This window comes from Microbulbifer sp. SE14 (assembly GCF_059834885.1).
On the sequence record NZ_JCBAJA010000016.1, the window covers coordinates 1 to 26,392 of the forward strand.

Annotated in this window: 22 protein-coding genes; 9 read left to right on the forward strand and 13 right to left on the reverse strand. The window is 58.7% G+C overall.

What is annotated here, in order from left to right; all coding sequences use genetic code 11:
- Window positions 1-92: 92 nt before the first annotated feature.
- From AC6R19_RS12455 to ubiE, 12 genes are all read right to left on the reverse strand, one after another.
- Window positions 93-6,050: an RHS repeat-associated core domain-containing protein gene (locus tag AC6R19_RS12455; protein ID WP_500580142.1), complete on the reverse strand. Its 5,958-nt coding sequence runs from the start codon at window positions 6,048-6,050 to the stop codon at window positions 93-95.
- A gap of 806 nt (window positions 6,051-6,856) precedes the next feature.
- Complete coding sequence (locus AC6R19_RS12460) at window positions 6,857-7,795, reverse strand: tetratricopeptide repeat protein (RefSeq protein WP_500580143.1); 939 nt, start codon at window positions 7,793-7,795, stop codon at window positions 6,857-6,859.
- Window positions 7,783-8,253 (reverse strand): hypothetical protein, encoded by a 471-nt coding sequence (locus tag AC6R19_RS12465; protein ID WP_500580144.1) that lies wholly within the window; start codon window positions 8,251-8,253, stop codon window positions 7,783-7,785. The genes AC6R19_RS12460 and AC6R19_RS12465 overlap by 13 nt, the downstream gene beginning before the upstream one ends.
- A gap of 3 nt (window positions 8,254-8,256) precedes the next feature.
- Window positions 8,257-9,588 (reverse strand): AAA family ATPase, encoded by a 1,332-nt coding sequence (locus tag AC6R19_RS12470; RefSeq protein WP_500580145.1) that lies wholly within the window; start codon window positions 9,586-9,588, stop codon window positions 8,257-8,259.
- A gap of 182 nt (window positions 9,589-9,770) precedes the next feature.
- The gene (gene tatC / locus AC6R19_RS12475) at window positions 9,771-10,583 is read right to left on the reverse strand and encodes a twin-arginine translocase subunit TatC (protein WP_500580146.1); all 813 of its coding nucleotides are present in this window, start codon (window positions 10,581-10,583) and stop codon (window positions 9,771-9,773) included.
- 18 nt (window positions 10,584-10,601) lie between these two features.
- A complete protein-coding gene (gene tatB / locus AC6R19_RS12480) occupies window positions 10,602-11,123 on the reverse strand; it encodes a Sec-independent protein translocase protein TatB (protein WP_500580147.1) in 522 nt (173 codons plus the stop codon).
- 57 nt (window positions 11,124-11,180) lie between these two features.
- A complete protein-coding gene (tatA, locus tag AC6R19_RS12485) occupies window positions 11,181-11,438 on the reverse strand; it encodes a Sec-independent protein translocase subunit TatA (protein ID WP_500580148.1) in 258 nt (85 codons plus the stop codon).
- A 44-nt stretch (window positions 11,439-11,482) separates the two neighbouring features.
- Complete coding sequence (locus tag AC6R19_RS12490; RefSeq protein WP_500580149.1) at window positions 11,483-11,821, reverse strand: phosphoribosyl-ATP diphosphatase; 339 nt, start codon at window positions 11,819-11,821, stop codon at window positions 11,483-11,485.
- On the reverse strand, window positions 11,814-12,215 hold the full coding sequence (gene hisI / locus AC6R19_RS12495) for a phosphoribosyl-AMP cyclohydrolase (protein WP_500580150.1): 402 nt from the start codon (window positions 12,213-12,215) through the stop codon (window positions 11,814-11,816). Before hisI ends, AC6R19_RS12490 begins: the two co-directional genes overlap by 8 nt.
- A gap of 100 nt (window positions 12,216-12,315) precedes the next feature.
- Window positions 12,316-13,926, reverse strand: a complete 1,611-nt coding sequence (gene ubiB, locus AC6R19_RS12500; protein ID WP_500580151.1) for a ubiquinone biosynthesis regulatory protein kinase UbiB — start codon at window positions 13,924-13,926, stop codon at window positions 12,316-12,318.
- A gap of 2 nt (window positions 13,927-13,928) precedes the next feature.
- Complete coding sequence (locus AC6R19_RS12505; RefSeq protein ID WP_500580152.1) at window positions 13,929-14,558, reverse strand: ubiquinone biosynthesis accessory factor UbiJ; 630 nt, start codon at window positions 14,556-14,558, stop codon at window positions 13,929-13,931.
- A gap of 165 nt (window positions 14,559-14,723) precedes the next feature.
- Window positions 14,724-15,473, reverse strand: a complete 750-nt coding sequence (gene ubiE, locus AC6R19_RS12510) for a bifunctional demethylmenaquinone methyltransferase/2-methoxy-6-polyprenyl-1,4-benzoquinol methylase UbiE (RefSeq protein ID WP_500580153.1) — start codon at window positions 15,471-15,473, stop codon at window positions 14,724-14,726.
- A 103-nt stretch (window positions 15,474-15,576) separates the two neighbouring features.
- On the opposite strand from ubiE, the gene AC6R19_RS12515 reads away from it, so the two are divergent.
- From AC6R19_RS12515 to AC6R19_RS12555, 9 genes are all read left to right on the forward strand, one after another.
- Entirely contained in the window at window positions 15,577-16,398 is an 822-nt protein-coding gene (locus AC6R19_RS12515) for a CHAD domain-containing protein (protein WP_500580154.1), read from the forward strand.
- Window positions 16,399-16,509: 111 nt separating this feature from the next.
- Complete coding sequence (locus tag AC6R19_RS12520; RefSeq protein WP_500580155.1) at window positions 16,510-16,971, forward strand: NfeD family protein; 462 nt, start codon at window positions 16,510-16,512, stop codon at window positions 16,969-16,971.
- 213 nt (window positions 16,972-17,184) lie between these two features.
- Window positions 17,185-18,030, forward strand: coding sequence for an SPFH domain-containing protein (locus AC6R19_RS12525; RefSeq protein ID WP_500580156.1), 846 nt, complete (start codon window positions 17,185-17,187; stop codon window positions 18,028-18,030).
- Between the two features lie 169 nt (window positions 18,031-18,199).
- On the forward strand, window positions 18,200-18,652 hold the full coding sequence (locus AC6R19_RS12530; RefSeq protein ID WP_500580157.1) for a hypothetical protein: 453 nt from the start codon (window positions 18,200-18,202) through the stop codon (window positions 18,650-18,652).
- Complete coding sequence (locus AC6R19_RS12535; protein ID WP_500580158.1) at window positions 18,649-19,302, forward strand: Cap15 family cyclic dinucleotide receptor domain-containing protein; 654 nt, start codon at window positions 18,649-18,651, stop codon at window positions 19,300-19,302. The genes AC6R19_RS12530 and AC6R19_RS12535 overlap by 4 nt, the downstream gene beginning before the upstream one ends.
- Window positions 19,299-20,999 carry a DUF262 domain-containing protein gene (locus AC6R19_RS12540; RefSeq protein WP_500580159.1) on the forward strand — a complete coding sequence of 567 codons (1,701 nt, stop codon included), beginning with the start codon at window positions 19,299-19,301 and terminating at the stop codon, window positions 20,997-20,999. The genes AC6R19_RS12535 and AC6R19_RS12540 overlap by 4 nt, the downstream gene beginning before the upstream one ends.
- A gap of 122 nt (window positions 21,000-21,121) precedes the next feature.
- A complete protein-coding gene (locus AC6R19_RS12545; RefSeq protein WP_500580160.1) occupies window positions 21,122-21,784 on the forward strand; it encodes a thiol:disulfide interchange protein DsbA/DsbL in 663 nt (220 codons plus the stop codon).
- Between the two features lie 298 nt (window positions 21,785-22,082).
- Complete coding sequence (gene dbpA, locus AC6R19_RS12550; protein ID WP_500580161.1) at window positions 22,083-23,486, forward strand: ATP-dependent RNA helicase DbpA; 1,404 nt, start codon at window positions 22,083-22,085, stop codon at window positions 23,484-23,486.
- 411 nt (window positions 23,487-23,897) lie between these two features.
- Complete coding sequence (locus AC6R19_RS12555) at window positions 23,898-24,614, forward strand: hypothetical protein (protein WP_500580162.1); 717 nt, start codon at window positions 23,898-23,900, stop codon at window positions 24,612-24,614.
- A 149-nt stretch (window positions 24,615-24,763) separates the two neighbouring features.
- Here AC6R19_RS12555 and AC6R19_RS12560 read toward each other — a convergent pair whose 3' ends face one another.
- Window positions 24,764-26,380: an alkaline phosphatase gene (locus AC6R19_RS12560; RefSeq protein WP_500580163.1), complete on the reverse strand. Its 1,617-nt coding sequence runs from the start codon at window positions 26,378-26,380 to the stop codon at window positions 24,764-24,766.
- Window positions 26,381-26,392 lie beyond the last annotated feature (12 nt).

The following is a 26,392-nucleotide window of genomic DNA, read 5'->3' on the forward strand; positions in this document are numbered from 1 at the left end:
ATCGACCAGCTCTTGATCGGACATACTGTCAAAGTCAGGAGTTTTTTGGCCAGATTGAGCCGCAGCTTGCATTGCGACTGCAAAGGCAGCAGTCACGGCCCCATTTGCAAATTCACATCGGCTCTAATTTCGGGATCGTTGACATAATCGTAGAGAGCCAAACCTATTCGGCCGGAATCATCACTCGCCATCTGGTGGACGGCTGCACATTCCGAAGAACCAGCTGCAGCACATGCCTTTGAATACCAATAAACCACACCATAACCAGCCGTATGCCCTATGTCTCGTATTAAAGACCGCGCCCCTCGGAAAACTAACGGTAAATTGCTGAACAATCTTCCCTCTTTTGTGGCCGTAACTTCCACACACTCGTACTCAACCCCGCAATTTTCATCCGCCGGCTCCTTCCCCTTCTCTGTATTTTTTGATTTTTCGGATTTCGTGTTGTTTGAGGAACCGGCTGCTCCGCCACCACCTTCCGGTGCTCTGGGCACACTGGCAGATCCCGAAGCCCCAGGCAATGACAGATACATGGAACTGTCCAGACTTGGGCCTGTGGGGCGCGTTCCGATTACGGTAACATGTTCTATTGCTGTTCCAAATCCCCCTGACAACCCCGCACCAGCTGCCGATCCCATATTTTGCCCACAGTCCCCTACACACTTTATCTGGTCACCTTTGGCATCGTCCGCGGAGTAGCCAGTTGGGTCCGCAAACGCCAACGGATTGTTGAAGGCGTAAGTATACCGATTCCAACTCTGGCTGTAGGACGGCGCCTGTACCAGCGGATCCGGGCTCAGGAACCTGCCCAGTGTCGGGTCGTAGATACGCCCGTTCATATGGATCAGGCCGGTCCTGTCCAGGTGCTCGTGGCCGGTAAAGCCCCGCCGGGTGGTCAGTCCCTGGGCCTCCAGCAGCTGTTCCAGTTCCGCCTGCTGCAGCTGGCCGGACCAGTCCGTGTTCCGGCGCCGGCCGTCGGGGTCGAAGGCGGTGCTCAGGTCGATGACGGAGCCATCTTCGCCGCGGGTCACCTTCTCGATAGAGCCCAGGTGGTCGCGGTGCACATACTCGTGGAAACCCACCTCCAGGCCGAGGTTGTCCGTCACTACGATGTGGACCACATTGTCGTCGATGCGGGTCTTCTGGATACGCTGGTAATCAGGATCGTTGGCCGGCAGCTGGTCCTCGTAGTTGCCGAGGATAAACGCCTTCTCGGTTCTGAGCACCTGTGCATCCTCATCCCACCAGCTGGTCTCCCGGTAGAAACGCTGGCCGTTGGGACCGTATTGGAATCTGTCCCGGGCCTTGGGCTGGGTGGTGAACTGGCTGTCGCCCACCACTATCTCGGTGGGCAGCTGGCGAGCGTTCCAGGTGATCCATTTGTCGCTGCCGCTGGCGGCGTTGTAGTGCTCGATGGCGCCGTTCAGGTCGTAGTGCAGACTGTAGACCTCGCCGCCGATGATGGCATCGCTGACCGCATTGGGGCCGGCGTTGCCGAACTCGCCGTACTGGTAGCCGGTTACTTCGGTATCGCCGGGGTGGCTGCTGGTCTTGGCGGTGATGTTGCCCAGCTTGTTGTACTGGGTGGTCAGAGTGCGCTGGGTTACACCGTCGAACAGGGTTTTTGCCTCCGTCAGGCGGTTGAGGGCATCGTAGGTAAAGCTCTCCTGCTTGACGATACCGCCATGGTTGACCAGCCGGCTCTCCAGGGTGCCGTTTGAGCGCCACCGGTAGTCGTTATCCTGGATCGCCGTGGTGTCGTGACTGGTGTCTACGGACTCCAGGCGGCCGGTGGTGGGATCGTAGTTGCGGGTGGTGACCACGCTGTTGCCGTAGACCTCTTCCTCCACTTGGCCGAAGGCGTTCAGGCGACTGAAGGTCTTGAGTGCAGTGCTGCCGTCTGTGATGGCAGACAGATAGGCGCCACTGTAATCATAGTGGGCCACGGAGCCGCTGGGATAGGTTACCTCCTGGAGGCGGCCATCGCCGATACCGTAGTAGCTGTAGTCGTGCTGGTAGCTGCGGGTCTCACCGCCTGCGGTCAGGACAGTAGTCAGGGTATCCAGCTTGGCCTCAGCATTGTACTGATGGCTTTCGCGGAATATCTCTATACCGCCGAGCGTATAGCTGCGGTAGTCCAGAGCACCGACGCCGTTGGCCGGGTCGTAGTGCCACTCGGCGATGCCGCCATCGGCATCGGTCTGCTGTTCCAGGCGGCCCAGCTTGTCGTAGAGGTAGCTAGTGGTCTGTTGCTTGTTGTCTTTCTGCTCCCTCAGTTGGCCCAGGGCAGTGTATTTGGTGGTTACCGTACCCAGGTTCGGATCTGTCAGGGTCTTGCGGAGGCCGGAGTCGTAGTAGGTAAAACTGGACTCGGTCGCGGGGTTTTCGTCCAGCATCACGGACTTCAGCAATCCGCTGCCGTAGTATTCGTAGGTTGTGACCACCGGCCCGGCGTCCGGATCGATTGCTCCGACGCCGTCCAGGGTTTTGACCAGATCGCCTGTCAGGCTGTAAAAGCTGTGGCGCTCCTGGGTTTCTACCCAACCACCACCCGAACCGGCCGAGGCAAAGATATCTTCCTTGACGATTACCTGTACCTGGTTAGTGGCAGACAGCGGCTTGTAGGTGATGCCGACATGGCCGCCGTTGGCTTTCTGGATGCTGGTGACCCGGTTGCGGATATCATAACCATAAATCGTCGCGGATTTATCGTCATTCTCATAGAAGGGCAAGGTCTCCAGATAGAGTTGCCCTTTGGGGTTGTAATCATATTCCCGGCGAATACGCTCACCGCCCCCAAAGGAGGCCATGTACTGCCGCACCAAACGGCCCAGCTTGTCGTAATAGCGATCCGTGGCCGGTGTGATCGGGGAATTCGTACTCACCTTGAGCGCAGCGAGTACCCCACCGTCTGTACAACTGCCCCCTACGCAGGAAGAGTAGGTGGTAGTGAAAACGACCGAATCGGCATTGGTGCGGGTGGACTCGCGTCCGAAGGGGTCGTAGTCCACCTCCACAACTCGGCTGTTTGCATCGGTAATTTTGGACGCGCTGCCAAAGCGCTCGTCGTATTCCAGCGCAATGCTCTGTTCGAGCGCATTGGTCAGGGTCTGCGGGTAGCGCTTGTCGAGGAAGTTTGAGGCGCTGGTGCTGCGGGTCTCGATATTGGCACCGCTGGTGGTTTCGCCGCTCAGGTTGCCCTGGCCGTCGTAGGCGTAGTCCACCACCAGCTCAAGGTCCGGATCGCCGGGGAAACGGGTCAATACATCGATTTTGTTACTGTTTGCGTAGGGCGTAGCCGTCACCGTCTGCAGCTGGTCCGGCTCTCCCGCTATATCGCCGTCAAAGTAGCGTACCTGCTCCAGATCGACAAAGCCAACCAACCAGCCGGCGCCCACGCGGTTGTCGAAACTGGTGGTGGTATCCGAACTGCGCTGTATACCGCTGATTTCAGCGGGCAGCACCTCGCCCCAGAAGCTCTGGCCTGTAGAGAAATTCGCCCCGGTAGCCGTCTTGTGTGTCCTTACAACACCGCTGATCAGTTCTCCGTCGATCAGAGCCCCGCCAGCGGAATAGTCGGCTTTATCGTAGACAGTGGTCGTACGCCGGTAACCGAGCAACTGTTCCTGCTGAAGGTCCTTGTCCCACTCGTAAATGGATTCCAGTACCTCCGAAGTGGCCGGGTAATGGGTATTGTTAGCACCGGCATCCAGGACAAAGTCGCTGTGTACAAACTGCTGTGCGGTCAGCACCTGGGCATGGCTGCCGTAGCTGCCCTGGTACTGCTGCAGCCGGGCGACCTTGGCGAAGTGGGGAAAGTCCAGGCGGAACTGGCGGTAGGTGACGATACCCGATTCAATATCGTGGATTTTCTGCGCCGCGTAGCCGAGGAAGCCCCAGTGGTTATCGCTCATGTAACCCACGCCCTGGTAGCGGTACTCGGTATCATGGATACCACCCAGGCCGTTGGAGCGGCTGACCTTGGTGACTACGTAGCGGTACTCACCATTGATGGGTTCCAGTGGGGAGGCGCCGGCCGGTGTTATCTCAGTGCCGAATGGCCGTTCCGTAAACAGGCCGCCGTAGGGGCCAACCTGCGAATCCTCTACCATCAGGGTATGTTCGAAGGTGGTGACTTTGCCCAGGCTGTCGGTGACCTGCTCGATGCCCATTTTGGCATCTATGGGTTCGAGTGGCTGCTCGCCCTCCTCCATCCATTCGAATGACAGCGATGGCAGGCATTGGGCGTTGGTACCGAACTGGTCGTAGCCACAGAGCTGCACATCGGTCAGGCGCCGATAGTGCTCTTCCTCCGGATTTAGCGGCTCCTTCTCGGTAATCAGGCGGTAGTCTCGCACCAGCAATCCGCTATCGGCGTCAATATTCCAGTCGCGGTAGACGTTGATATGGTGCAGCAGCACCAGCTGTTCCTGGTCGATTTCACCCGGCACCAGGGGCTGGGGCGGAGCATCGGTTCGGGTACCGTACTGGAACTCGATTCTGGCATCGCCGGCGTTCCCATAGAGGATTTCCAGCGGATAGTTGATACCCTGCACCGTGCTGCGGTGGTAATTGTAGTCGATGGTATTGCCGAAGGGATCGGTTACCCGTTTTACACTCCAGGCAAAGTGGGCACTGTCCCCTACGCGCAGGCGGCTGTCCGGGCTGGAGCCGTATTCGCTGATGCGGCCATCCGGAGAATAGACCCGGAACCAAATCTTGCCGTCGGTTTCTTGCAACTGGATCAACTGAAAGGTTTCCCGCAGGGTGCGGTAGCGGGCACCGGCCTGCCAGCTGGTGCCCCCCACCAGCACCAGGGGTTCGCCATCGAGGCACAGTGAATCGTTTTTGTCCAACTGGATGGTGTCGGCATTGGGACGTCCGATGACGCAACGGCGGATTTCACTGAAACCGCTCAGGCGCCAGCCGTAACCCAGTATATCTTCCGGCAGGGCTTCGTTTTGCCTCTCGCGATAGCGGGCGCCCGAATAGCGGATGGCGATATTGGGCTCCAGGCCATTGACACCTGGGGCGGCCTGCACCGGAATCGTAACTGTGGCGTCGCCCTGGAAGTTGACGTCGGTGGTATAGGGTGTGGATCCGGCGGCATTGGCGGGCGTAAAGCCGACCGCGGGCGCTATGCCTTCCAGGTTGTAGACATTGATCCAGGTGCTCGTGATCCAGTCGGAGCAGTCGTCCGGGTTACAGGCACGCACCCGGTAACGATACTTGTCTTCGACCCGGCCGCCAAAGGGCTCCTCGGTAGTCTCCGCGTCAGTGGTTGCCACCAGGGTCCAGCAGGCTTCCTGGCCGGGGGTCACGCAATCGGGATCTGCATTGGGATCGTTGAGGCGTTCTTCCTGCAATTCGAAATAGGTAAACACGCCGTCATTAGGCTCAAGCCAATCGATGGTATAGTCGCCGTCCTCACTACTTTCCGGAAGGTTGAAGAAGGCCGGATCATCCGGGGCATCGTAGGGGATGTTTACCGAAACCTCTTTCTGGTCAGCTGCCTCTGTCCAGGGGCCCCAGCCCTGGCTGTTGTGGGCGCGGGCGCGGAATCTGTATGTGCCCTCGGTGCCTTTCGGCAACTGAATGGGCCAGGAAGAGTTTCCATCCAGCGCTTCGCTGCCCGGAACCTGCACAAATCCGCCACCATTGATGCTCCATTCCAGTTCGTAATCATCTACCGGATCAAAGGCACCTGTGGGTACTGACCAGGCTACTGTAAATACTTCGTTCTCGACTTCATAAGCAGAGGGCTGAGAGAAATAGGTCACAGCATCCGGCTTGCGATTGACTGTGATCGTGGGCGAATAGCGCCAAGCGCTGTACTGATAATGGGTACCGGCCTTGGCGTAGGCGCGTACCTTGTAGCGGTAATTGCCGTTGGTCAGTTGATCACTAGCAGAAATATCCTTTTCTCGAGGACTCTTCCCAAGCTTCGGACAATCCAACTCTTTTTCCCATACGCCGTCTTTTTGTTGGCAGAGCTGGTAGCCACTGACCAATGGCGGCTCGGTCGAAGCATCCCATTCAATTGTAAACATGCCATCTCGATCTGTACTTCCCTCTTCCACAGTGGTCGCATCGAAGTAAATACTGGGTGGAGTATTCGGGGGAATAGCTACGTTGACACGTTTCTGGCCCGAATAGCCACTACAGCCGCTGGCGTTGCAGGCCTGCACTTTAAAGTCCCACTCGCCAGTGGTTAGGCCGGTTATGCTCTTGGAAGTTGTGGATGAGGTCCCAGCTGATGTCCAGCTACCGCTGTTATTCAGCTCTTTGACTATTTTGTAGCTCGAAACGGTGCCAGATGCGGCTCCCCAGGATAAGGAGTAGGTGCTTGTATTGTGATTGGCTGTGCCGCTGAGACTGGGCGTTCCGGGAACCTTGAGTACGGTAACTGTTACACTGTCTTGCTTCTGGGCCGGCACATGTACCCATTCGGAGCCATTCCAGTATCTCTGGCGAATCCACAAGTCGTAACGATAGGTCCCATCCCCACGCCCAGAGAGTGATACGGAAGTACCTGATTTTGCGACCTGCTGGGTGTAAGTGCCATTTTTATATTCATTGATATAAAAATTGATTCCGGAGCCCGTGATGCTGTGCCATCCCAGTGTATAAGCTCCATCCTTGTCAGTGGACGTCGGGTAGGTAGTGAACCAAGGGTGGCTTTCTGCATAAGAGAAGACAGAAGCAACTGCAGTAGTTAGGCAAAGCAGGATAGCCAGAATGGAACGGCGCATTTTTCTCCCCAGCAGTACTTTTACAAATGCTGGCGGTTTTATCATGCCCCCCGATAACGGTTCAATCACACGCCATTACAAGGCGACTAGAAATTGACCAATCTTTAAAAGCCGGGCCTTAGACTCACCGCCTTCAACTCCTCCTCCAGCTTGGCCCGGAACCAGGCCGGCCCCACCCAGGAGTAGATGACGATTCCCAGCCAGGTGTAGCGCAACGTAGTTGCCGCCTCGGTGAGGCCGCGCTCCTGCAGCAGTTGCGAGCCGATCTGGAAGAGCACATAGGCTCCAATCAATAACATGATGGTGCGCAGGTTGCCGCCGGCGGTGAGCCAGGCGTTCATGCGGAACCAGAGGCCGAACAGCGGGTTGCGGCGGGTCTTGATCGCGGCCAGCAGTTGCAGGGCGCCGATGTCGTTGGCGTCCTGCTGCAGTACCCAGACGGCGTGGTCGTAGGCTTCGTCGATATTGCCGCGGGCCAGCAGCAGCCGGCCCTTGCCGGTCAGGGCCTGGGCGTGCTGCGGTTCCAGGGCCAGGGCTTCGTCGAAGAAGTGCGCGGCCTTTTCCTTTTGGTTGTTGCGCAGGTGCCAGTTGCCCAGCTGCGCCAGGGTGCCAGCACTTTCCGGGTCCAGCTGCAGGGCCTTGTCCAGATAATTTTTTGCGTCCTTTTCCCGACCCATCAGTGCACAGGTTTCGGCAATGGCGCCGTGGTAGTCCGCATCGGTGGGCTCGAGGGCTATGGCCTGCTGCTGGTATTGCAGCGCCTGCTTGAATTTCAGCTGCGCCTTCAGCACCTCGCCCATCGCGTAGTGGGCGAAGGGCGCCTCCGGTTCCAGCTGCACGCCGGTGCGCGCCTCGTATTCCGCCGCCGCCAGCCGCTTCATGTTCAGCAGGCCTATGGCGAGAAAACTGTGGGCGAAATAATGCTGTGGGTCGAGCGTGAGCGCCTCGCGCAGGGACTCGACGCCGCCGGCGTAGTCGCCGTAGCGGTACTGCTGGGCGGCCCTGTCGATCAGCCGCTGCAGTTGTCCGTCTAGGATATCCACTGTTGCACCCCCGCCAGTACCTGGGTCAGTACGAACATTTCCATTTTGCTGCCGACGAAATAGGCCAGGATCACGCCGGGAATACCGTTCATCAGGGTGCCGTCGAAATGCTGGTAGATTTCGCAGGCGACGCTCTGCTTTAAATAAAGGTAATAACAGGCGGCCAGGCCCACCACCACCAGCGCGGTACGCACATAGACCGGGCTCAGTTGCTGCAGCAGGCCGCCGGCGGCCATGCCGATCAGCACGGCGATATAGGCGATCACGCCCAAAAGAACCGCGACGGTTTCGCGTCCGCGGCTGGGGCTGCCCAGGGCGAAGCCGTTGAACAGGGACCAGGCCCAGCTGATAAAGGGGCCGCCGAACATAAAGGCGAACAGCGGCCACATCGGGTCCACGGTAAAGCGGGACAGCTTTCCCGGGCTCGGCTCGTCGATGATCTGGTAAGTGATTGCCACGATTTATTTTCCGTGTTTCTTCAGGAATTCCAGCACTTCTGTGTACTGGCCGGCGTCGTTGGCGTACCTGGCGTAGTTGCGCGCGGTGGACAGCCACTCCAGGGTGGTGGAGCGTACCGTCTTCGCCGCCTCGAACAGATGCTCGCTGCGGATCGGCACCTCTTCGCCGGTCGCTATGGTCTCGTCGATGGCCTCGTCCACCGCGGTCTCCACCAGGTTGACCAGGTCGGCGCCGGAGTAGCCGCTGGTGATTTTCGCGAGTCCCGTTACATCCACCGATTCGCCGCCGGGGCGCTCCCGGAGCAGGCCCCTGAGGATATCCTCGCGCGCCGGTTTGTCCGGCGGCGGCACGAAGATGATGCGGTCGAAGCGGCCGGGGCGGCGGAAGGCCGGGTCCAGGGCCCAGGGCACATTGGTGGCCGCCAGCACCAGTACGCCGCCGTTATTCTGGGAGAAGCCGTCCAGCTCGGCGAGAAACTGGCTCACCAGTTTGGACGAGGTGGCCTCGCGGCTGTGCTGGCGCTTGGCCGCCAGGGCCTCCACCTCGTCGAAGAAGATCACCGCTGGGCTCTGCGCCCGCGCCTGCTCGAAGACCGCGTGCAGCTTGCTCTCGGATTCGCCGATATACATATCGAGGATGTCGGAGATGGCCACATTGAAGAACTGCGCATTGCACTCACCGGCGGTGGCGCGGGCCAGCAGTGTCTTGCCGCAGCCGGGCGGGCCGTACAGCAGTATGCCGCCGCCCACCTTCTTGCGGAAACGGCTGAACAGGGACGGCTTCTGGTAGGGCAGTATGATTTTCTTGTTGATCTGTTTCTTGACGTGGTCGAGGCCGCCGACGTCGGCGAACTTCACCACTTCGGTCTCCGGGTGCAGTATGCGCGCGACTTCTTCTTTATCGGTGTCGTCGTTGGCGATCACGCGCAGTTTTGGCCCGCGTTCGCTCTCGACCGTCCTCGCCCCCAGCCGCGCCTTCAGGGCCGGGTCTTCCAGCGCCGGATTGCTCGCCACCGCGGATTCGTACAGGCGCAGCGCCTCGGCGCCGTTGCCGAGTTCCGACAGTATCTTCGCCTTCAGCAGCAGCGCCCGCGGCTCGTCGGAGTCGAGGAATTGCAGGCCGCTCTGGTGCTGTTTATTTCGGTGGTGGATATCGGCGAGCAGTATCCGGTCCTCGGTTTCGATATTTTCCGGGGCCAGGTCGCCGATGAATTTGCCCGCCTCCGGGTATTCGCCGGCACCGGCCAGCGCCTTGATCAGGGCCAGGCGCAGGGCGGTGTTTTCCGGGGAGGCGTCGAGGGCGGTTTTCAGGGAGTCTATGAGTCCGCTGTCCATGTGTAACCTGATTTTTATTCGTTAATTTTTGTCATACCGAAATGGTACCAAGTTAAACCGGACACAGCGATTTTCGTAGGCTTAACTTAGTGCCATTCACGGCATACCGGATTTGATTCCGTACCGGAATCCAGTTCGGTGGCACCTGGATTCCGGCCTGCGCCGGAATGACGAGGTTGCGATCAGGCGTTTTCTTCCCTGGGCCTGGATTTTATCCAGCGCCCGAGCAGGATGCCTATCTCGAACAGCAGCCACATGGGGATCGCCAGCAGGGACTGGGAGATCACATCCGGCGGTGTCAGCAGCATGCCCACCACGAAGCAGCCGACGATCACGTAGGGACGCTTGCTCGCCAGGGTCTTGGCATCCACCGCGCCGCTCCAGATCAGCAGCACCGTGGCGATGGGAATCTCGAAGGCGAAGCCAAAGGCAAAGAAGAGCTTCAGCACCAGGTCCAGGTAGCGGCTGATATCCGGCAGTACCTTGATATCCGCGTGGGCGGAGCTGACGAAGAATTCGAAGATGATCGGGAAGACCACATAGTAGGCGAAAGCCATGCCGGCATAGAAGAGGACCACGCTGGAGACCAGCAGCGGCAGGGCGAAGCGCTTTTCCTTCTGGTACAGGCCGGGGGCGATAAAGGCCCAGGCTTGGAAGAGCACGAACGGGATGGCGATAAAGAAGGCCAGCACGAAGGTGGTCTTGAAGGGGGTGAAGAAGGGCGAGGTGACCTCGGTGGCGATCATGCCGGCGCCTTCCACCAGGCGCGCCTGCAGCGGTTCGGCGACGAAGTCGTAGATCTCCGCGGCGAAGGGCACCATGCAGGCGAAGATGGCCACCACCACCAGCAGGGTCCTGAGCAGGCGGTCGCGCAGCTCGATCAGGTGGTCGATAAAAGGCTGCTGGCTCTCGTCCTCGGGCTGAGGGCCGTTATTGTCGCGCTGAGGGCTCCCGTCCTCGGGCTGAGGGTCGTTGTTTTCGCGCTGATCGCTCATGTCACTGCTTACCTTCGCTCACGGCTGCTCGTCTTTTTCCTGCGGCGTTTTTTGCGGAGGCAGGTCTTTGGCGGCGTGGGCGGCGTGATCCGGGTGGTGGGGGTTCAGCTCCGGGTCGCCGTAGTCGTGCCAGTGCTCCGGGTACTCCGGGTCCTGCAGCTCCTCGGCGTCCTCGTCCTGTTCCGGCAGGTAGTCGTCCGCATCCGCCGCCGGGTGGCTGGGATCGCGGGCCGGCTCAGGTTGCGGCGAGGGCGAAGAGGGTATCTTTTCCTTTTCGGCGTCCACCTCGCTAAAGGCCTGCTCCATTTCCCGGCGACTCTCCTCCAGCTCGCGCATGATGCGCTCGTTGTGCAGTTCGCGGCGGATATCGTCGGCGCCCACCTCTTTTTCCAGCTCCTCGCGCGCATTGTGCAGGGTGCGCTTGATGCCGGACCACCAGCGCGCGGTGGTGCGGATCGCATCCGGCAGCCGCTCCGGCCCCACGACCAGCAGGCCCACTATGGCGACCAACAGTAGCTCAAAAAAGCCGATATCAAACACGGACCGGTACTCGCGCTGGTTGTCTTTTCGGGTGTTGCTTCAGGATTGGTTGCGGGTTTACTTGTCCTGGGACTGCTTGTCCTTTTCCCGCACGGACTCCTTCTGCTGGGGCTTTTCCTGCTCGTCGTGCTCCAGCTTCTCCGGCTCCTTCTCCTCTTCCTTTTCCTTGTCCTCGTCCTTCATTGCTTTCTTGAAGCCCTTGAGGGCGCCGCCTAGGTCGCTGCCCAGGTTGCGCAGGCGCTTGGTGCCGAACAACAGCAGCACTATGACCAGAACAATCAGCAGCTGCCAGATACTAATTCCACCGAATCCCATGATTTTCTCCAGTTCAGTCGCGGCCGGGGCCGCAGTTTAAAGCGTTATTCGTCTTTCGCGCGCGAGGCCTTCTCTTCCAGGCCCGAGAGGCCGAAGCGGCGCGCAAGTTCGTTCAGTACATCCCGCGAATCCGCCCCCAGGTGCGAGAGCATCACCAGGGAGTGGAACCAGAGGTCGGCGGTCTCGGCGATCATCGCCTGCCGGTCGCCGCCGGCCTCCACGTCCTTGGCGGCGAGGATCACCTCGGTGGCCTCCTCGCCGACCTTTTCCAGGATCTTGTTCAGGCCCTTCCTGTGCAGGCTGGCCACATAGGAGCTGTCGGCGTCGCCCGCGAGCCTGCGGCTTTCCAGCACCGCGTCCAGTTGTTGCAGCAGGTCACCCATAAATCTTACCCGGTTCCTCAATCACCGGCTGCTTCACCTGCCACTCGCCGTCGGCGAGCAGGCGGTAGAAGCAGCTGGCGCGCCCAGTGTGGCAGGCGATGCCGCCCTGCTGTTCCACCAGCAGCAGCACCGCGTCGCCGTCGCAGTCCAGGCGTATCTCGCGCACCTGCTGCAGGTGCCCGGAGGTCTCGCCCTTGCGCCACAGCTTGTTGCGCGAGCGGGACCAGTAGACGGCGTAGCCCTCGCTGGCGGTGATGGCCAGTGACTCGCGGTTCATCCACGCCATCATCAGTATGCGCCCGGTCTTGAAATCCTGCGCTATGGCGGGCACCAGGCCGTCGCCGTTCCAGGCGACCTGGTCGATGAAGCCGTTGCTCGTATCTGCGGTGGTCAATGTCTCTTCCTTCGGACTTCCTATTGTAGGTTGGCGCAGGCCCGGGTCGGTGGATGCGCTTAGCGCTTATCCACCCTACATTTTTTCCGGCCCCCGGGGTTCAGGGCCAGAGCAGCAGTACCAGGGCCGCGGCGCCCATGGCCCAGGCGGCCGGGGGCAGCTGTGCCGTCAGTTCGGGCGCGGCCAGGGCGGTGGCGCCGAGGGCCAGCAGCACGCCGGCGACCCGGCGCAGGTACTGGCGGCGGCCGCGGCGGTGGCCGTGGGCCAGCTTGTCGCCGATGTTGTCCAGCTGCGGCGCCAGCTCCCGGGCCTGCTCCAGCGACGAGAACACCAGTTGCGGCAGCTGCGGAAACTTCTCCAGCCACTCCGGGCCGTAGCGCCTGATCTCGCCGATGATCGTCTTCGGGTGGATGCGCTCGCGCATCCAGCGCTCCAGGAATGGATGGGCAGTCTTCCACAGATCCAGCTGCGGATAAAGCTGCCGCCCCAGGCCCTCGATATTGAGCAGCGTCTTCTGCAGCAGCACCAGCTGCGGCTGCACTTCCATATCGAAGCGCCGCGCCGTCTGGAACAGGCTGATCAGCACCCGGGCGAAGGAGATCTCGCCCATGGGTTTCTCGAAGATGGGCTCGCACACCGCGCGGATGGCCGCCTCGAAGTTGTTCACCGGCGTGTCGCGCCGCACCCAGCCGCTCTGCACGTGCAGCTCCGCCACCATGCGGTAGTCGCGGCGGAACATCGCCAGCAGGTTGCGCGCCAGGTAGTACTGGTCCTCCCGGGTCAGGCTGCCGACGATGGCCGTATCTATGGCGATGTACTGGGGCCGCTGCGGGTGTTGGCGCGACACGAAGATATTGCCCGGGTGCATGTCGGCATGGAAGAAGTTGTGCTCGAACACCTGCTTGAAGAAGGTCTCCACACCGCGCTCGGCGAGCAGCTTCATATTCGTGTTCTGGGCGCGCAGCTGCGCCAGGTCGGTGACCGGGATACCGTCGATGCGCTCCATCACCAGCACATTCACGCGGGTATAGTCCCAGTAGACCTCGGGGATATAGAGCAGCGGCGAGTTGGAGAAATTGCGCTTCAGCTGGGTACCGTTGGCGCCCTCGCGCACCAGGTCCAATTCCCCCTCGATGGTGTGGCGGTAGTCCTCTACCACCTCCACCGGGCGCAGGCGGCGGCCGTCGGGCACCCAGCGCTCTATCCAGCGGGCGATCACCGCGAGCAGGCGCAGGTCCTGCTCGATCACCTTATCGATGCCCGGGCGCAGTACCTTGACCACCACCCGCTCGCCGGAGGGCAGCACGGCGCCGTGCACCTGGGCCACCGAGGCCGATGCCAGCGGCGCGCGGTCGAAGGAAGCAAACAGCTCGTCGACGCTGCCGCCCAGCGCCTCCTCGATCAGTGCCACGCATTCATCGCTGGGGAAGGGCGGCACCCGGTCCTGCAGCCGGTCCAGCTCCTCGACGATATCCGGCGGCAGCAGGTCCGGGCGGGTGGACAGCAGTTGGCCGAACTTGACGAAGATCGGCCCCAGCTCCTCCAGCGCCCGGCGCAGCCGCTCGCCGCGGCCCAGTTTGGATTTCGGCAGCAACTTCAGCGGGCTCAACAGGCCGCGCAGCCACAGGGGCCGGCGCGACACGGGCATCAGCCGGTCGAGGCGGTAACGCAGGAAGACCCGCGCGATGGTGAAACTGCGTAAGACCGGCAAGGCTATTCCACCCCCCGCCGCGAGAATTTTTCCTTCAACAGATTGACCCGCGCCTCCAGGCGCTCGGTGGCCAGGGACAGATCCTGCAGGTCCTCGACAAAGGCCTCGAACTGGGCCTGCGGCGGCGTCAGCTGCCACTCCTCGCTGACCGCCTCGGCCGCGGCCGCCGGCGCGCGCCCCAGGCTGTCGAGCAACCAGCCGGAGACGCTGCGCAGCGCCTCGCCGACCGCGTGCGCCGGCACATCGCCGACCAGCTGCGCAATCGGCGCCTCCCAGTCGATATCCAGGTCGCGCACGATCGCCTGCAGATCCGCCAGCAGCGCGCTGGAACCGCTGACGCTCACGCCCACCCCGGCCGGGGTCGCGGCGGGATCGCGCAGCAGGCGCACCAGGGCGATGGCCGAGCCGCTCAGGCGGGTGGATATCTCCCCCTCCCACTGGTGGTGCACGCACACCTGCTCGCCCTCCACACCCAGGCAGAAGGTCATGCGCGGCGCGGTCAGGTCCAGTTCCAGCGCCTTGCCGTCCAGCTTCTGCAGGCGCGCGCGGGTGGCCGGGTCGTATTTCAGCGCGGCGTTGATGGCGGTTTCCAGGGCGGCGTCGAAGCCGATGCGAAAAGTGGGGTCAGTCATAGTCCGTTCGGGCATCGGGGGCCAATGCGAAGGCGTCGATGCCGGTAGCTGTTTGCGGGACTGTCAGCGAGAGGGACCTCGCTGCCAAGCCTCCAGGGATGGATTCACGGCGTGTCCCGCAAACAGCTACCGGTAGCGGCGCCGCCACGAAACTCCACCCACGCATCAGGGCTTGATGCCCTTGTGCAGCGCAACAATACCGCCGGTCATATTGTGGAACTCGCAGTCCACAAAGCCGGCATCCTCCATCATCTGTTTCAGGGTCTCCTGGTCCGGGTGCATGCGGATACTCTCCGCCAGGTAGCGGTAGCTGTCGGCATCGTTGGCCACCAGCTTGCCCATGAACGGCAGCAGGCGGAAGGAATACTGGTCGTAGACCTTCTCCAGCAGCTTCGACTGCGGCTTGGAGAACTCCAGCACCAGCAGGCGGCCGCCGGGCTTCAGCACCCGCAGCATCGAGCACAGCGCCAGGTCCTTGTCGGTGACATTGCGCAGGCCGAAGGCGATGGTGATGCAGTCGAAGGTATTGTCGGGGAAGGGCAGGTACTGGGCGTCCGCCTGCACCGGCACCACATTGCCGGCGATGCCGCGGTCCAGCAGGCGGTCGCGACCCACCCTCAGCATCGACTCGTTGATATCCGCCAGCACCACCGTCCCCTTCGGCCCGACGATGCGCGAGAAGCGCGCCGTCAGGTCACCTGTGCCACCGGCGATATCCAGGATCGCCTGCCCCGGGCGGGCGCCGGACAGCTCGATGGTGAAACGCTTCCACAGGCGGTGGATGCCCCCGGACATCAGGTCATTCATCACGTCGTAGCGCGCCGCGACCGAATGGAAAACCTCCGCCACGCGGCCGGCCTTCTCCTCCACCGGTACTTCCTGATAGCCGAAGTGGGTGGTCTTGCGATCCTTCATGCTGTGCCTGCTGAACCAAAAATCTGGGGCCACATTGTACATTGACCGGGCCGCCGCGGCACCGCCGCTCACTAAACTTAATGGACGTCACCGAGGAGCGGCCATGGCCTACCGACTGAGCGACAACCAACCCCTGGCGGAGACCCTGCGCGACACCGCGCGCAGGGAGCTGGCCGCTGCGCTGGCGGACCTGGAGGCACTGCCCGAAGAGGAGGCGGTGCACGAGCTGCGCAAGCACTGCAAGAAGCTGCGCGCGCTGCTGCGCCTGGTGCGCACCGAGATCGGCGACCGCTACCGCTACGAGAACGCCCACTACCGCACCCTGGCCAACGCCCTCGCCGGCAGCCGCGACGCCGTGTCCATGCGCGATGCCCTGCTGGCACTGGCGCCGGGCGGAAGTTATCCACAGGTTCAGCAGTTCCTCGAGGAGCGAGCCCAAAGCCACCGGGACCCGGATGCGCTGGAGGACACCAGGGCGCTGCTGAAGCAGGGCGGCGAGCGCATCGACGACTGGCCGCTGGACCCGCTGAAATGGCAGCACGCGCGCAAGGGCTACAAAAACTACTACCGGCGGGCCTTCAAGGCGATGAACGAGGCCTTTGCCGGGGAGGACGCGGCCAGCTTTCACGAATTCCGCAAGCGGGTGAAGGACCACTGGTACCACAGCCGCCTGCTGGAGAAAAAGTACAAAGACCGGATCAAACCGCGCCGCAAGCCGCTGAAAAAACTGGCCCAGGCCCTCGGCGACTGGCGCGACCTGCGCCTGCTGTGCAGCCTGCTCGCCGAGCACAGCGGGGAATTTTCCGGCGAACTGATACCGCTGCTGGATGCCGCAAAGGAGCGGCTCGACGCCTTGCGGCGGGATATCGAGCGCCTGAACCGGAAACTGTTTGCCCACAGGAAATTCGCATTCGACGACGATTGACGCTCTCCCCGCACAGCCCTCCACAGCAGAAACCGCAATTTTCCGTGCCGAACGCGAAAGTTTTGGCATAATCGGTGTCGAGTGGCACTCAAAAAGGGAGATTCGGCCAATATGTTGGACTGGCTAAACACACATATCGCCTACTGGCACTGGCTGGTCCTCGGCCTGCTGCTGGTCACCGCGGAAATCTTCGTTTCCGGATTCGTTCTCTTCTGGTTCGGCCTCGCCGCCCTGTTGGTAGGGGTACTCACCCTGGCCGTGGACATACCCTTCACCCTGCAACTGATTCTCTGGGCGACCGCCTCCATCGCCTTCCTGGTGATCTGGGTCAAGAGCATCAAGCCCCGCTGGAAGGACCGCACGCTGTCCGGCATGGGGGCCGAGGCGCTGGTGGGACAGGTGGGCCTGGTGCTCGAATCCAACGCGGGCCGCAACCGCGGCCGACTCAAGTTCCCCGCGCCCATCCTGGGCGAGGAGGAGTGGCTGTTTATCTGCACCGAGGAAGTCGCCATCGGCGACCGGGTGAAGGTGACGGACATCTCCGGCAATTCGCTGATCGTCACCCGCGTCTGATCCCCACCGGGCCTCAATCCAGGCACAAACCAGTCCCCTCTCCCCCGGGGACAAATCCGCCGGGAGCGGATTTGGGCAGCGCTAGCTGGCCGAAGGCCGAGTGCCATGGATGGCGCGAGTCACTGGGTTAGGGAGAGGGGGTCCCCGCCAGCGAGCGAGGAAGGGCAGAACAGCCACAACACTTTTAAATAACTTCTGGAGAGGAAAAAAGCAGTGGAAGGTTTATCGGTAATCCTGGCGCTGGTGGTACTGATCATCGTCACCATCGCCATGGGCGTGCGCATAGTGCCGCAGGGCTCCAAACATATCGTCCAGCGCCTGGGCAAATACCACAAGACACTGACACCGGGCATGAACGTGATCATCCCCTATGTGGACCAGGTGCCCTACAAGGTGACCACCAAGGACATAGTGCTGGATATTCCCTCGCAGGAAGTGATCACCCAGGACAACGCCACCATCATTGCCAACGCCGTGGCCTACATCAATATCGTCTCGCCGGAAAAGGCCGTCTACGGTGTCGAGGACTACACGGTGGCCATCCAGAACCTGGTGCAGACGGCGCTGCGCTCCATCGTCGGCGAGATGTCCCTGGACTCGGCGCTGTCGTCCCGCGACCTGATCAAGGCGAAACTGAAAGAGGGCATCTCCGACGATATCGCCGACTGGGGCATCAACCTGAAGACCGTCGAGATCCAGGATATCAACCCCTCCCAGACGATGCAGAAGGCGATGGAAGAGCAGGCCGCCGCCGAACGCCAGCGCCGCGCCACCGTCACCCGCGCCGAGGGCGAAAAGCAGGCCGCCATCCTCGAGGCCGACGGCCGCCTGGAAGCCTCCAAGCGCGACGCCAAGGCCCAGGTGGTACTGGCCGACGCCAGCCGCGAGGCCATCGAGCGCGTTTCCTCTGCCATCGGCGACAAGGAGATGCCGGTGATGTACCTGCTGGGTGAGCGCTATATCGGCGCGCTGTCGGAGCTGTCGCGGTCTGACAATGCGAAGAATGTGATCTTGCCGGCGGACTTGCCGCAGGCGGTTAAGGGGTTGTTGAATCGGTAGGGGAGATCAAACCCGGACCATCACTGCTGCGGATTTACTGGCAGATTCGATCGATCGGCAAGAAATACCCAAACCTTGCGAAGACTCATACAGCATGAATTATTAAACAGCATCTTTTAAAGAAGCTATAAGATCTTCCTATTTTATAATTATTCGAGTGAGCAATTATTTGGAACCCGATATAACCGCACTGAAAAACCGACTGATCGAAAGTCTTCTTTCTGTACGAAAATCATCCGCACAGGATTTTTCTGGGATCGGTCTAATTATTCATTCGGCGGATGCACAACTGCCGATCTTTCCGCTCAGAGATTATGAGCCTTCATTGAAGGGTAGTGTTGAGGATTCTCTAGCCAGCTTGGCTTCAATAAAAAGTGAATTTCACGATGGCTTTCATTTCCTTTTACCTAATTGGATAATAACGCATGTTGCGCAATATTTTTCTCCCCCTATTGTGTACAGTGTAAGTGTTGATAGAAACAAGAAGTTTGGCGGTCGCTATCTTGCAGCACAGTTTGGATCTCTACTTCCAGGTGTTTATCTAAGTGGTATAGCTAGCAATAACTTTGGCCTTTCAGTTTTTAGGTTGGGCGAAGAAGTTCACTTTGAGAGAACTGAATGATTACATTGACACCAATAACTAAAATTATTTCTTTTTTCGCAATTAGTTACGGCTGTTTTGTTAGCGTGCTTTTGTTTTTTTCCTGGAGTTTTAGTTCTCAGCCAAGCATAAGTAAAAGCTTAAAGATTTCGCTTTGGGGAGCAACAGCTGTAGAGCTGTTACTTATTTTCTTAGTTTATTTTGGCTGGAGGCATTTATGGAGTCGCTTTCCCAAACTTAACTCTCTTCTATTTCCAGATCTCAATGGAGTATGGGGTATGAAGATCCACTTCTGCAGCCCCAGTGGGGATGGTGTGGCAAAGGCGGTTGCGACCATAAAGCAAGATTTCCTGAAAATAAGTATGGAAGTGGAGTCTGACCACTCTGATTCGGAGACCTTAATCGCTCATCCAAAGAAGGACCCGGAATCAGGTCGTCCTATTCTGTATTACGTTTATCGAGTTGTCCCCAAGCAGTTAGATAATAGCTCTGGCTCACCGTATGAGGGCGCGGCAATCTTGAAATTCGACGGCAGCTTGCGTGGGAATTATTTCACAAGTCAGCATACAAAGGGCTACTTTCAGTTATTTAGAGATGAGTCTAACCAAGAGGCTCCAGAGCTGCATATTGAGCAATCCAGATATAATAAGAAATGCGGAGACATAAAGTGAAAATAGAATCAAAAGATACGGATATTGAAAGCTTATTAGTGGGCTCATATTTCCACATCCCCAGATTTCAGAGACCTTATTCATGGGATGATGAAAATTTAAATGACTTTTGGAATGATGTCGTAGTCAATCAATCAGAAGACTATTTTATTGGATCAATGGTTGTCTTCAAAAAGGAAAAACAGCATTTCGGAGTGGTTGATGGCCAGCAACGATTAACAACAATCACGATACTTTTATGTGTAATAAGAGATTATTTTTTAAAACTTGATTCAAGCGATCTTGCAAAAGGAATTCATCAGCTAATTGAACGCAAAGATCGAAGCAACAAGAATGAATATGTATTAAAAACAGAAACTTCATTTCCATATTTTCAAGAGCACATCCAAAAATTTAACGATGATCCGGAGCTGGACATTGATATTCAGTTGGAAGAGAAAAATCTTAAGAACGCACATAACAGGTTTAACAAGCTAGTCGGATCAATACTTCAATCTATTGACATAGACCAATCTTTAAATCCAGATGACCGAAGCGAACTTAAAATATCTAAACTTATAGACGTAAGAGATGCCATACTAAATCTTAATTTGATCTTTATTACCCTAGACAATGAGGATGATGCATATTTAATATTTGAAACTTTGAATACAAGGGGTAAAGATCTAGCATTAACAGATTTAGTTAAAAACCATTTTTCTAAGCATCTTAAAGCTAAGGGAGCTGTAGATCATGCGAGGCTTAAATGGGAGACCATGCTTGATATAATACACAACTCCTCTGCAGACATTTCCTCGGATAATTTCATCTACCATTTTTGGTCGTCTCGATATGAAGCTGTACCTCTCAAGAAACTTTTCCCGAAAATTAAGAAAGAGGTAACCAAAGCAAAAGCAAAGGCCTATCTAGATGATTTGGTATCTGATGCAAAGATATACCGATCAATTCATGAGCCAAGCTTCGATTGGAACAAAAATGAAACTGAAGTTTCAGACTCTCTATACGCACTACAGATGTTTAAACTTTCACAACCAACACCAGCAACAATGGCACTGGTAAGAGCTTATAGAGATAAAAAAATTAAATATAGAAAACTTCGAGATGCGTTAAGCGCTATAGAGAAATTTCATTTTGTTTTTACAGCAATTACGTCATCACGATCTTCTGGTGGTATTTCTGCTATGTACTCTTCTTTTGCAATCAAGCTATTTGAAGCAAAAGATTCACAAGAAGCAGCCACACTAATAACAACCTTCATAGCTAAATTGCGTGAAAAACAGCCTTCTTTTGAAGAATTTGAAGTTGCATTTAGAGAGGTTGTTTATACGAATTCTAACTCGAAACAAAAAAATCTTGTTCGCTATATTCTTGAAAAATTTTCTCTGCATTATTCATACAAATATCCGGTGGACTTTGACGAACTAACAATCGAGCACCTCTGCCCACAAACCAATATAGGAAAAGATAAGTGGACAGAATCTTCTGTTGGCTGTTTAGGCAATTTAATCTTTATTGACCAAAAAATGAACGGCGAACTAGATACGAAAGATTTTCAAGAGAAAAAGAACCTTCTCAAACAAAAGGGATACTCATTGCCGAATTTTATTCTTAAATCGAATGAATGGAATCCTTCTGTCGTCTTTGAACACTCAGATGAGATGGCTAACGTCGCATATAGCGAAATATGGAGAATATAAATCAAGCGGACGATATCAGCCTAACAAATACTCCGGCTTCGTTTTCCTGCCTTCCAGCTTCGAAACTAAGCGTCACAGAATACTCGGCCAAGGTTATTCTATTTTTATCAATGGAGAATTTAATGAAGCGTTTATTTGCCTTCTCACTACTGCTCTTTGCTGGCAGTGTATTTTTTCCAGCACACGCTCAGTCAGAACCTCCAGTGGCTGGGAAAGATTACATCGAGATCCCGAACAGCCGGCCCCTCGCACCCGAAGAAGGCAAGGTCGTCGTCGAAGAGTTCTTCAACTATATCTGCCCGGCCTGCAACAAATTCGAGCCGCAGTTCGTGGCCTGGACGAAAAAATTGCCACCTTATGTAAAGGTGGACCATGTTCCGGCCGCCTTCCGCAAGGATTTCGTTCCCTACGCCCATGCCTACTACACGGCACGGATTTTCGGTCTCGCCGACAAGACACACCAGGCAGCCTACGACGCCATACACAAAACGAACCAGCTTCCGGCCGAGGGACAGACACCCAACGAGGAAAAGGTTGCTGAATTCTATGCCGGCTACGGTGCTAACGCACAGAAGTTTCTCGCCACCATGCAGAGCTTCAGCATCAAATCCAAGGTGCGCCGCGCCACCGAGCATATGCAGCGCAGCCAAGTCCGCAGCACGCCCTCTATCCTTATCAACGGCCGCTATCTCGTTCTCGGCAATTCGTTCGCGGACAGACTGCGGATAGCGAGCTATCTGATCGAGAAAGAGTATTCCGGTTTGCAGCTGGGCATGGCCCAGTAGAAGTATCACATACTGCCCGCCAAAAGCCTCTCTTAAGGGTACCTCTAGAAATCGCCACTCCCCCGAAGGCGGGAATCCAGAAACCCCGTGGCCACTGGACCCCCGCCTTCGCGGGGGTGACGAAAAACGAGTTTTTAGAGGTGCCCTTGAGCATCGGATCTGCGTCTTAGACGCACCCGATGACAGTCTCCAGTTCGACTCTGCCCACCCACAAGTAATGGGGCCTGCCGGTTTCCATTAGGAAATCGGCCCGCGCTTGCCTACAATGCCCCGCTATCCCGCCAATTGAGCTCCCGTTGTGACTAAGCCTGACACCGACCACCCCCGCGATTTCCAGTCGCTGCCACTGCAACAGCCCCTGCTAAAAAACCTGCAGGACCTCGGCTACGAGCGCCTGACGGAAATCCAGGCCGCCGCGCTGCCGGCGATTGTTGAGGGTAGGGACGTTATCGGCCAGGCCAAGACCGGCTCGGGCAAGACAGTGGCCTTTGGCCTGGGCCTGCTGCACAAGCTGCAGGTGGAGCGGTTCCGGGTGCAAGCGCTGGTGTTGTGTCCCACCCGGGAGCTGGCGGACCAGGTGGCGCGGGAGCTGCGCAAGCTGGCGCGGGCCATTCACAATATCAAGATACTGACGCTGTGCGGCGGTATGCCGTTCGGGCCGCAGATCGGCTCGCTGAAGCACGGTGCCCATATCGTGGTGGGTACGCCCGGGCGCATCGAGGATCACCTGCGCAAGGGCAACCTCGACCTGGGCGGGGTGCAGACGCTGGTGCTGGACGAGGCGGACCGCATGCTGGATATGGGCTTCCAGGCGGTGCTGGACCAGATTCTGGCGGAACTGCCGCGGGAGCGGCAGACGCTGCTGTTTTCTGCCACCTATCCCAACACCATCGACGCGCTGGCGACCCGGGTGCTGCGCGACCCGGTGAAGGTGGAAGTGGCCGCGGCGCACACCGAGAGCACGATTGAGCAGAGTTTCTACCGGGTGGAAAGCAACGAGCAGCGGCCCGCGGCGCTGTACCAGTTGCTGGCCAGTTACGACGTTTCATCGGCGGTGGTTTTCTGCAACACCAAGCGGGAAACCGATGAGGCCGCCCAGGCATTGAAGCGCGCCGGCTTTGCCGCGCTGGCGCTGCACGGGGATATGGAGCAGAAGGATCGCGACCGCACCCTGGCGCTCTTTGCCAACGGCAGTGCTTCCATCCTGGTGGCAACGGACGTGGCTGCGCGCGGCCTGGATATCGAGGAGCTGCCCATGGTGGTGAACTACCATCTCTCCCGCGATCCGGAGGTCCATGTACACCGGATTGGCCGCACCGGGCGGGCGGGGCAGAAGGGCGTGGCGGTGACACTGGTCGGCAAGAAGGAGACCTACAAGCTGGAGCGGCTGGAAGAACTGATGCAGCAACCGATAACGCTGCAGGAAATCCCGCCCCTGCCCAGGGGGTTTGCGCCTGCCCGACCGCTGATGTCCACCCTGCAGATCGATGGCGGGAAGAAGCAGAAGGTGCGCGCCGGTGATATTGTCGGTGCCCTGACCGGCGACGGTGGCATCGACGGACCACAGATCGGCAGGATCCAGCTTTTCGACTTCTCCACCTTTGTCGCGGTGGAGCGGGGGGTTGCCAAAAGAGCCCTGGACAAGCTTGCCCGTGGAAAAATCAAAGGCCGTAAGTTCCGCGCGCGGATTGTGGGAGTCTGAGTTTTTCAGCAGCCGGAACATTGTTTGCATTCGGGCAAAAGTGGTTATTTTGCTCAGGGTGAAATGACTCTAAGTTAAGGCTACTCTCTTGTAGGATGGGCAAAGGAGCGTGGCGACGTGCCCATTTTCCTCGGTGCTGATTTGCACGCTGCGCTTTGCCCATCCTACGAAAATCGTTGTGCCCGGATTAACTTGGTACCGTTCGGACCAGAGTAGAATTTTGGCGTCAAATCTTACCGATGCATAGAGCGTTCTTTTCCCCATAGCTGTCAAACCTGCTTTTTCGCCTATAAGATTGATAGCCCTCCTGACTCCAGTATCTTTTCGCCAAATTCGTACCAATTGCGGCGTGAAGCGGGAGGTCCATTCGGAAGGTTTGTTTCATAGAGCAAGGGAGGCGAAGGGAACGCAATGAAAACCAAGTATACGATTGTCATCGGGCTGCAGGGCGGCGATGAGTCCGAAGTGATTGACTCGATGGTAGGCCTGTTTTTAGGGAAAATTCACGATGAAGGTGGTCCTATATACGTGTCGATAGCCGGATTTCCGTCAAGCAGCAACTGGAGGAGTTACATTGCCACCGGGCATTCTCTCGATAAGCGGGATATTCAGTCCATAGCGGGTGGGGATATTGGGGTTTACATCGTCTCGCACGGATCGGGAAACAATGTGGGGGGGTTGAGTGCTGTGCACTTGGCGGCCCTTATCCAGGAGCTTGGATTTACAGCAATTCGTAAGCTCTGCCTGGTTGCGTGCAACACGGGCAACAGCTTGAAGAGCGCGGCAGAGGAAGGCGTTCAGACGGACATCAATCAAAGTTATATCGGCTCTCTCTGCCGGGCGCTTTACCCGATGACGCCGATGATTGCCGGCTACGCAGGATTTGTTACGGTTGCCCACCCCAAGTATTCAGGGAGGATCGGTGTTCCAACATCTTCCGGAGGCTGGCAGTGGAAAAGGGATCACGGCTCTGCGGCCGCAGGCAAGAAGCTGACCAGAAATGCACATAGACAAGGGCGTGTCACTGTGATGACACCTGAGGCTCGAAGCAGCATTAAGGTCATCGCACAATCACTGGATGGGCACACTGTTAACCTCGTGGGCCTGGATCAGTGGCATGACGATTGAGTGAAGGACATTGACCTGATCTCAATTATTTCCAAGTATTCTGGAAGCGCGACTGCTGCCGGCAGTGGCCCGAGGCAGCTCCCAGGCCAAATTAAAAAACCCCGGCAATGTCACCACTGCCGGGGCTCGTTGACGGCTGGCCAGCCGGGTCAGTTGCCCAGCAGACCACCCGCGCGGGCCATCACGTGGAACAGGTAGCTCTGTTCGTTGGTGCCGCTGACCAGGTGCGCGCCGGGGCCGCGGGCCCAGACGCCCACGTCCTCGCCGGCATGGGATTCGGACGCCAGGGGCACCAGCGCCTCCTGGTGGTAGCCGGGTGCGGTGGTGTCCACGTGGGTCAGGTCCTTGCGGCCGGCGTCCACCTCGTGGCCGTAGCGCTCGTCCGCGTCCGTCTCCCCGCCCAGGTCCGCATAGCCGAAGCCGTTGCCGTAGGTGAGGGTGGTGTAGGGCAGGCCGTCGGCGGCGAGGGTCGGGGTCTCCTCCGGCTGGCCGCTGCCGTCGTTGGTCACCACCTTGCCGAGGATGGGGTTGCCCCGGGTTGGGTAGCCGGCGATGGTCATCACGTGGCTGTGGTCGGCGGTGACGATAATCAGCGTGTCCTCGGCGCTGGTGTTGTCCATCGCCACCTGCACCGCCTCGGCGAGTTCCACCGCGTCGGTCAGGGCGCTGTAGGCGCTGCCGGCGTGGTGGCCATGGTCTACGCGGCCGGACTCCACCATCAGGAAGTAGCCCTTGCCGTTTTTGCTCAGCAATTCCAGGCCCTTGGCGGTCATCTCGGACAGCGACGGCTCGCCGGCCACGTCATTGCCGCGGTCCGCCTCGTACTGCATGTGCGAGGCGTTGAACAGGGCCAGCAGCTTGTCGGTGGCGGCGATATCCAGGGCATCGAAGCCGGTCTGGTCCTCGATATAGGCGGCGCTGGTGACGCCGTCGTTGTAGCGCTGCTGCCACTCTTCCACCAGGTTGCGGCCGTCCTCGCGCTTGCCGGCTTTGCCCTCGAGGTCGGTGACGGTGTTGGGCAGGAAGCTGTAGCGGCCGCCGCCCATGATCAGGTCGACGCCGTCACCGGCGGCGAGCGCCACCAGCTGCGAGGCGATATCCACGCAGTCGCCGCCGGCCTTGTATTCCCAGCCGCGCTCCGGCGCCTTGGCGTAGGTGGCCGCCGGGGTGGCGTGGGTGATGCGCGCGGTGCTGATGATGCCGGTGCTCTTGCCCAGGCCCTCGGCCAGTTCCAGCGCGGTGGTCAGCGGGCGCTCCTTGCTGGCCGCGCAGTCGCCGCGGGCCACGGTCTCGTCCACGTTGATCACACCGGCCTTGGTTTTCACACCGCTCATCAGGGCGGTGGCAGTGCCGGCGGAATCCGGGGTCTGCTGGTTGGTGTTGTAGGTCTTCACCAGGCCGGCGAAGGGCATCTTCTCGAAGCTGAGCTGGTACTCCTCGCCGTCGAGACCCTGCTGCTGGCCGGCGAGGATGCGCGCGGCGGTGACGGTGGAGATACCCATGCCGTCGCCGACAAACAGGATGATGTTCTTGGCCGCGCCGGGCGTGTTGTTGATGGTCTGGGCCCGGGCGCGCTCCACTGCCTGCTGGCCGTCTTTGAACCAGCTGCTGTCCATCTGCGCCTGGGACAGGCCCAGTAGCGGCTGCTCCGGTTGTTGGGGCTCCGGCAGCACCGCCAGGTCGTCAGGGTTTGAATTGTCGTTGCTGCAGCCGGCGGCCAGCAGGGCGATGGAAAGGCCCAGCGCCAGTTTGTTGAATTGTTTCATTGCCAAAACCCC

Coding starts and splice junctions, on each gene's coding strand:
- AC6R19_RS12455 (WP_500580142.1), bottom strand. CDS start 6,050: ATGTTTACAATTGAATGGGATGCTTCGACCGAGCCGCCATTGGTCAGT.
- AC6R19_RS12470 (WP_500580145.1), bottom strand. CDS start 9,588: ATGGACAGCGGACTCATAGACTCCCTGAAAACCGCCCTCGACGCCTCC.
- tatC (WP_500580146.1), bottom strand. CDS start 10,583: ATGAGCGATCAGCGCGAAAACAACGACCCTCAGCCCGAGGACGGGAGC.
- tatA (WP_500580148.1), bottom strand. CDS start 11,438: ATGGGATTCGGTGGAATTAGTATCTGGCAGCTGCTGATTGTTCTGGTC.
- AC6R19_RS12490 (WP_500580149.1), bottom strand. CDS start 11,821: ATGGGTGACCTGCTGCAACAACTGGACGCGGTGCTGGAAAGCCGCAGG.
- AC6R19_RS12505 (WP_500580152.1), bottom strand. CDS start 14,558: ATGACTGACCCCACTTTTCGCATCGGCTTCGACGCCGCCCTGGAAACC.
- ubiE (WP_500580153.1), bottom strand. CDS start 15,473: ATGAAGGATCGCAAGACCACCCACTTCGGCTATCAGGAAGTACCGGTG.
- AC6R19_RS12515 (WP_500580154.1), top strand. CDS start 15,577: ATGGCCTACCGACTGAGCGACAACCAACCCCTGGCGGAGACCCTGCGC.
- AC6R19_RS12520 (WP_500580155.1), top strand. CDS start 16,510: ATGTTGGACTGGCTAAACACACATATCGCCTACTGGCACTGGCTGGTC.
- AC6R19_RS12535 (WP_500580158.1), top strand. CDS start 18,649: ATGATTACATTGACACCAATAACTAAAATTATTTCTTTTTTCGCAATT.
- AC6R19_RS12545 (WP_500580160.1), top strand. CDS start 21,122: ATGAAGCGTTTATTTGCCTTCTCACTACTGCTCTTTGCTGGCAGTGTA.
- AC6R19_RS12555 (WP_500580162.1), top strand. CDS start 23,898: ATGAAAACCAAGTATACGATTGTCATCGGGCTGCAGGGCGGCGATGAG.
- AC6R19_RS12560 (WP_500580163.1), bottom strand. CDS start 26,380: ATGAAACAATTCAACAAACTGGCGCTGGGCCTTTCCATCGCCCTGCTG.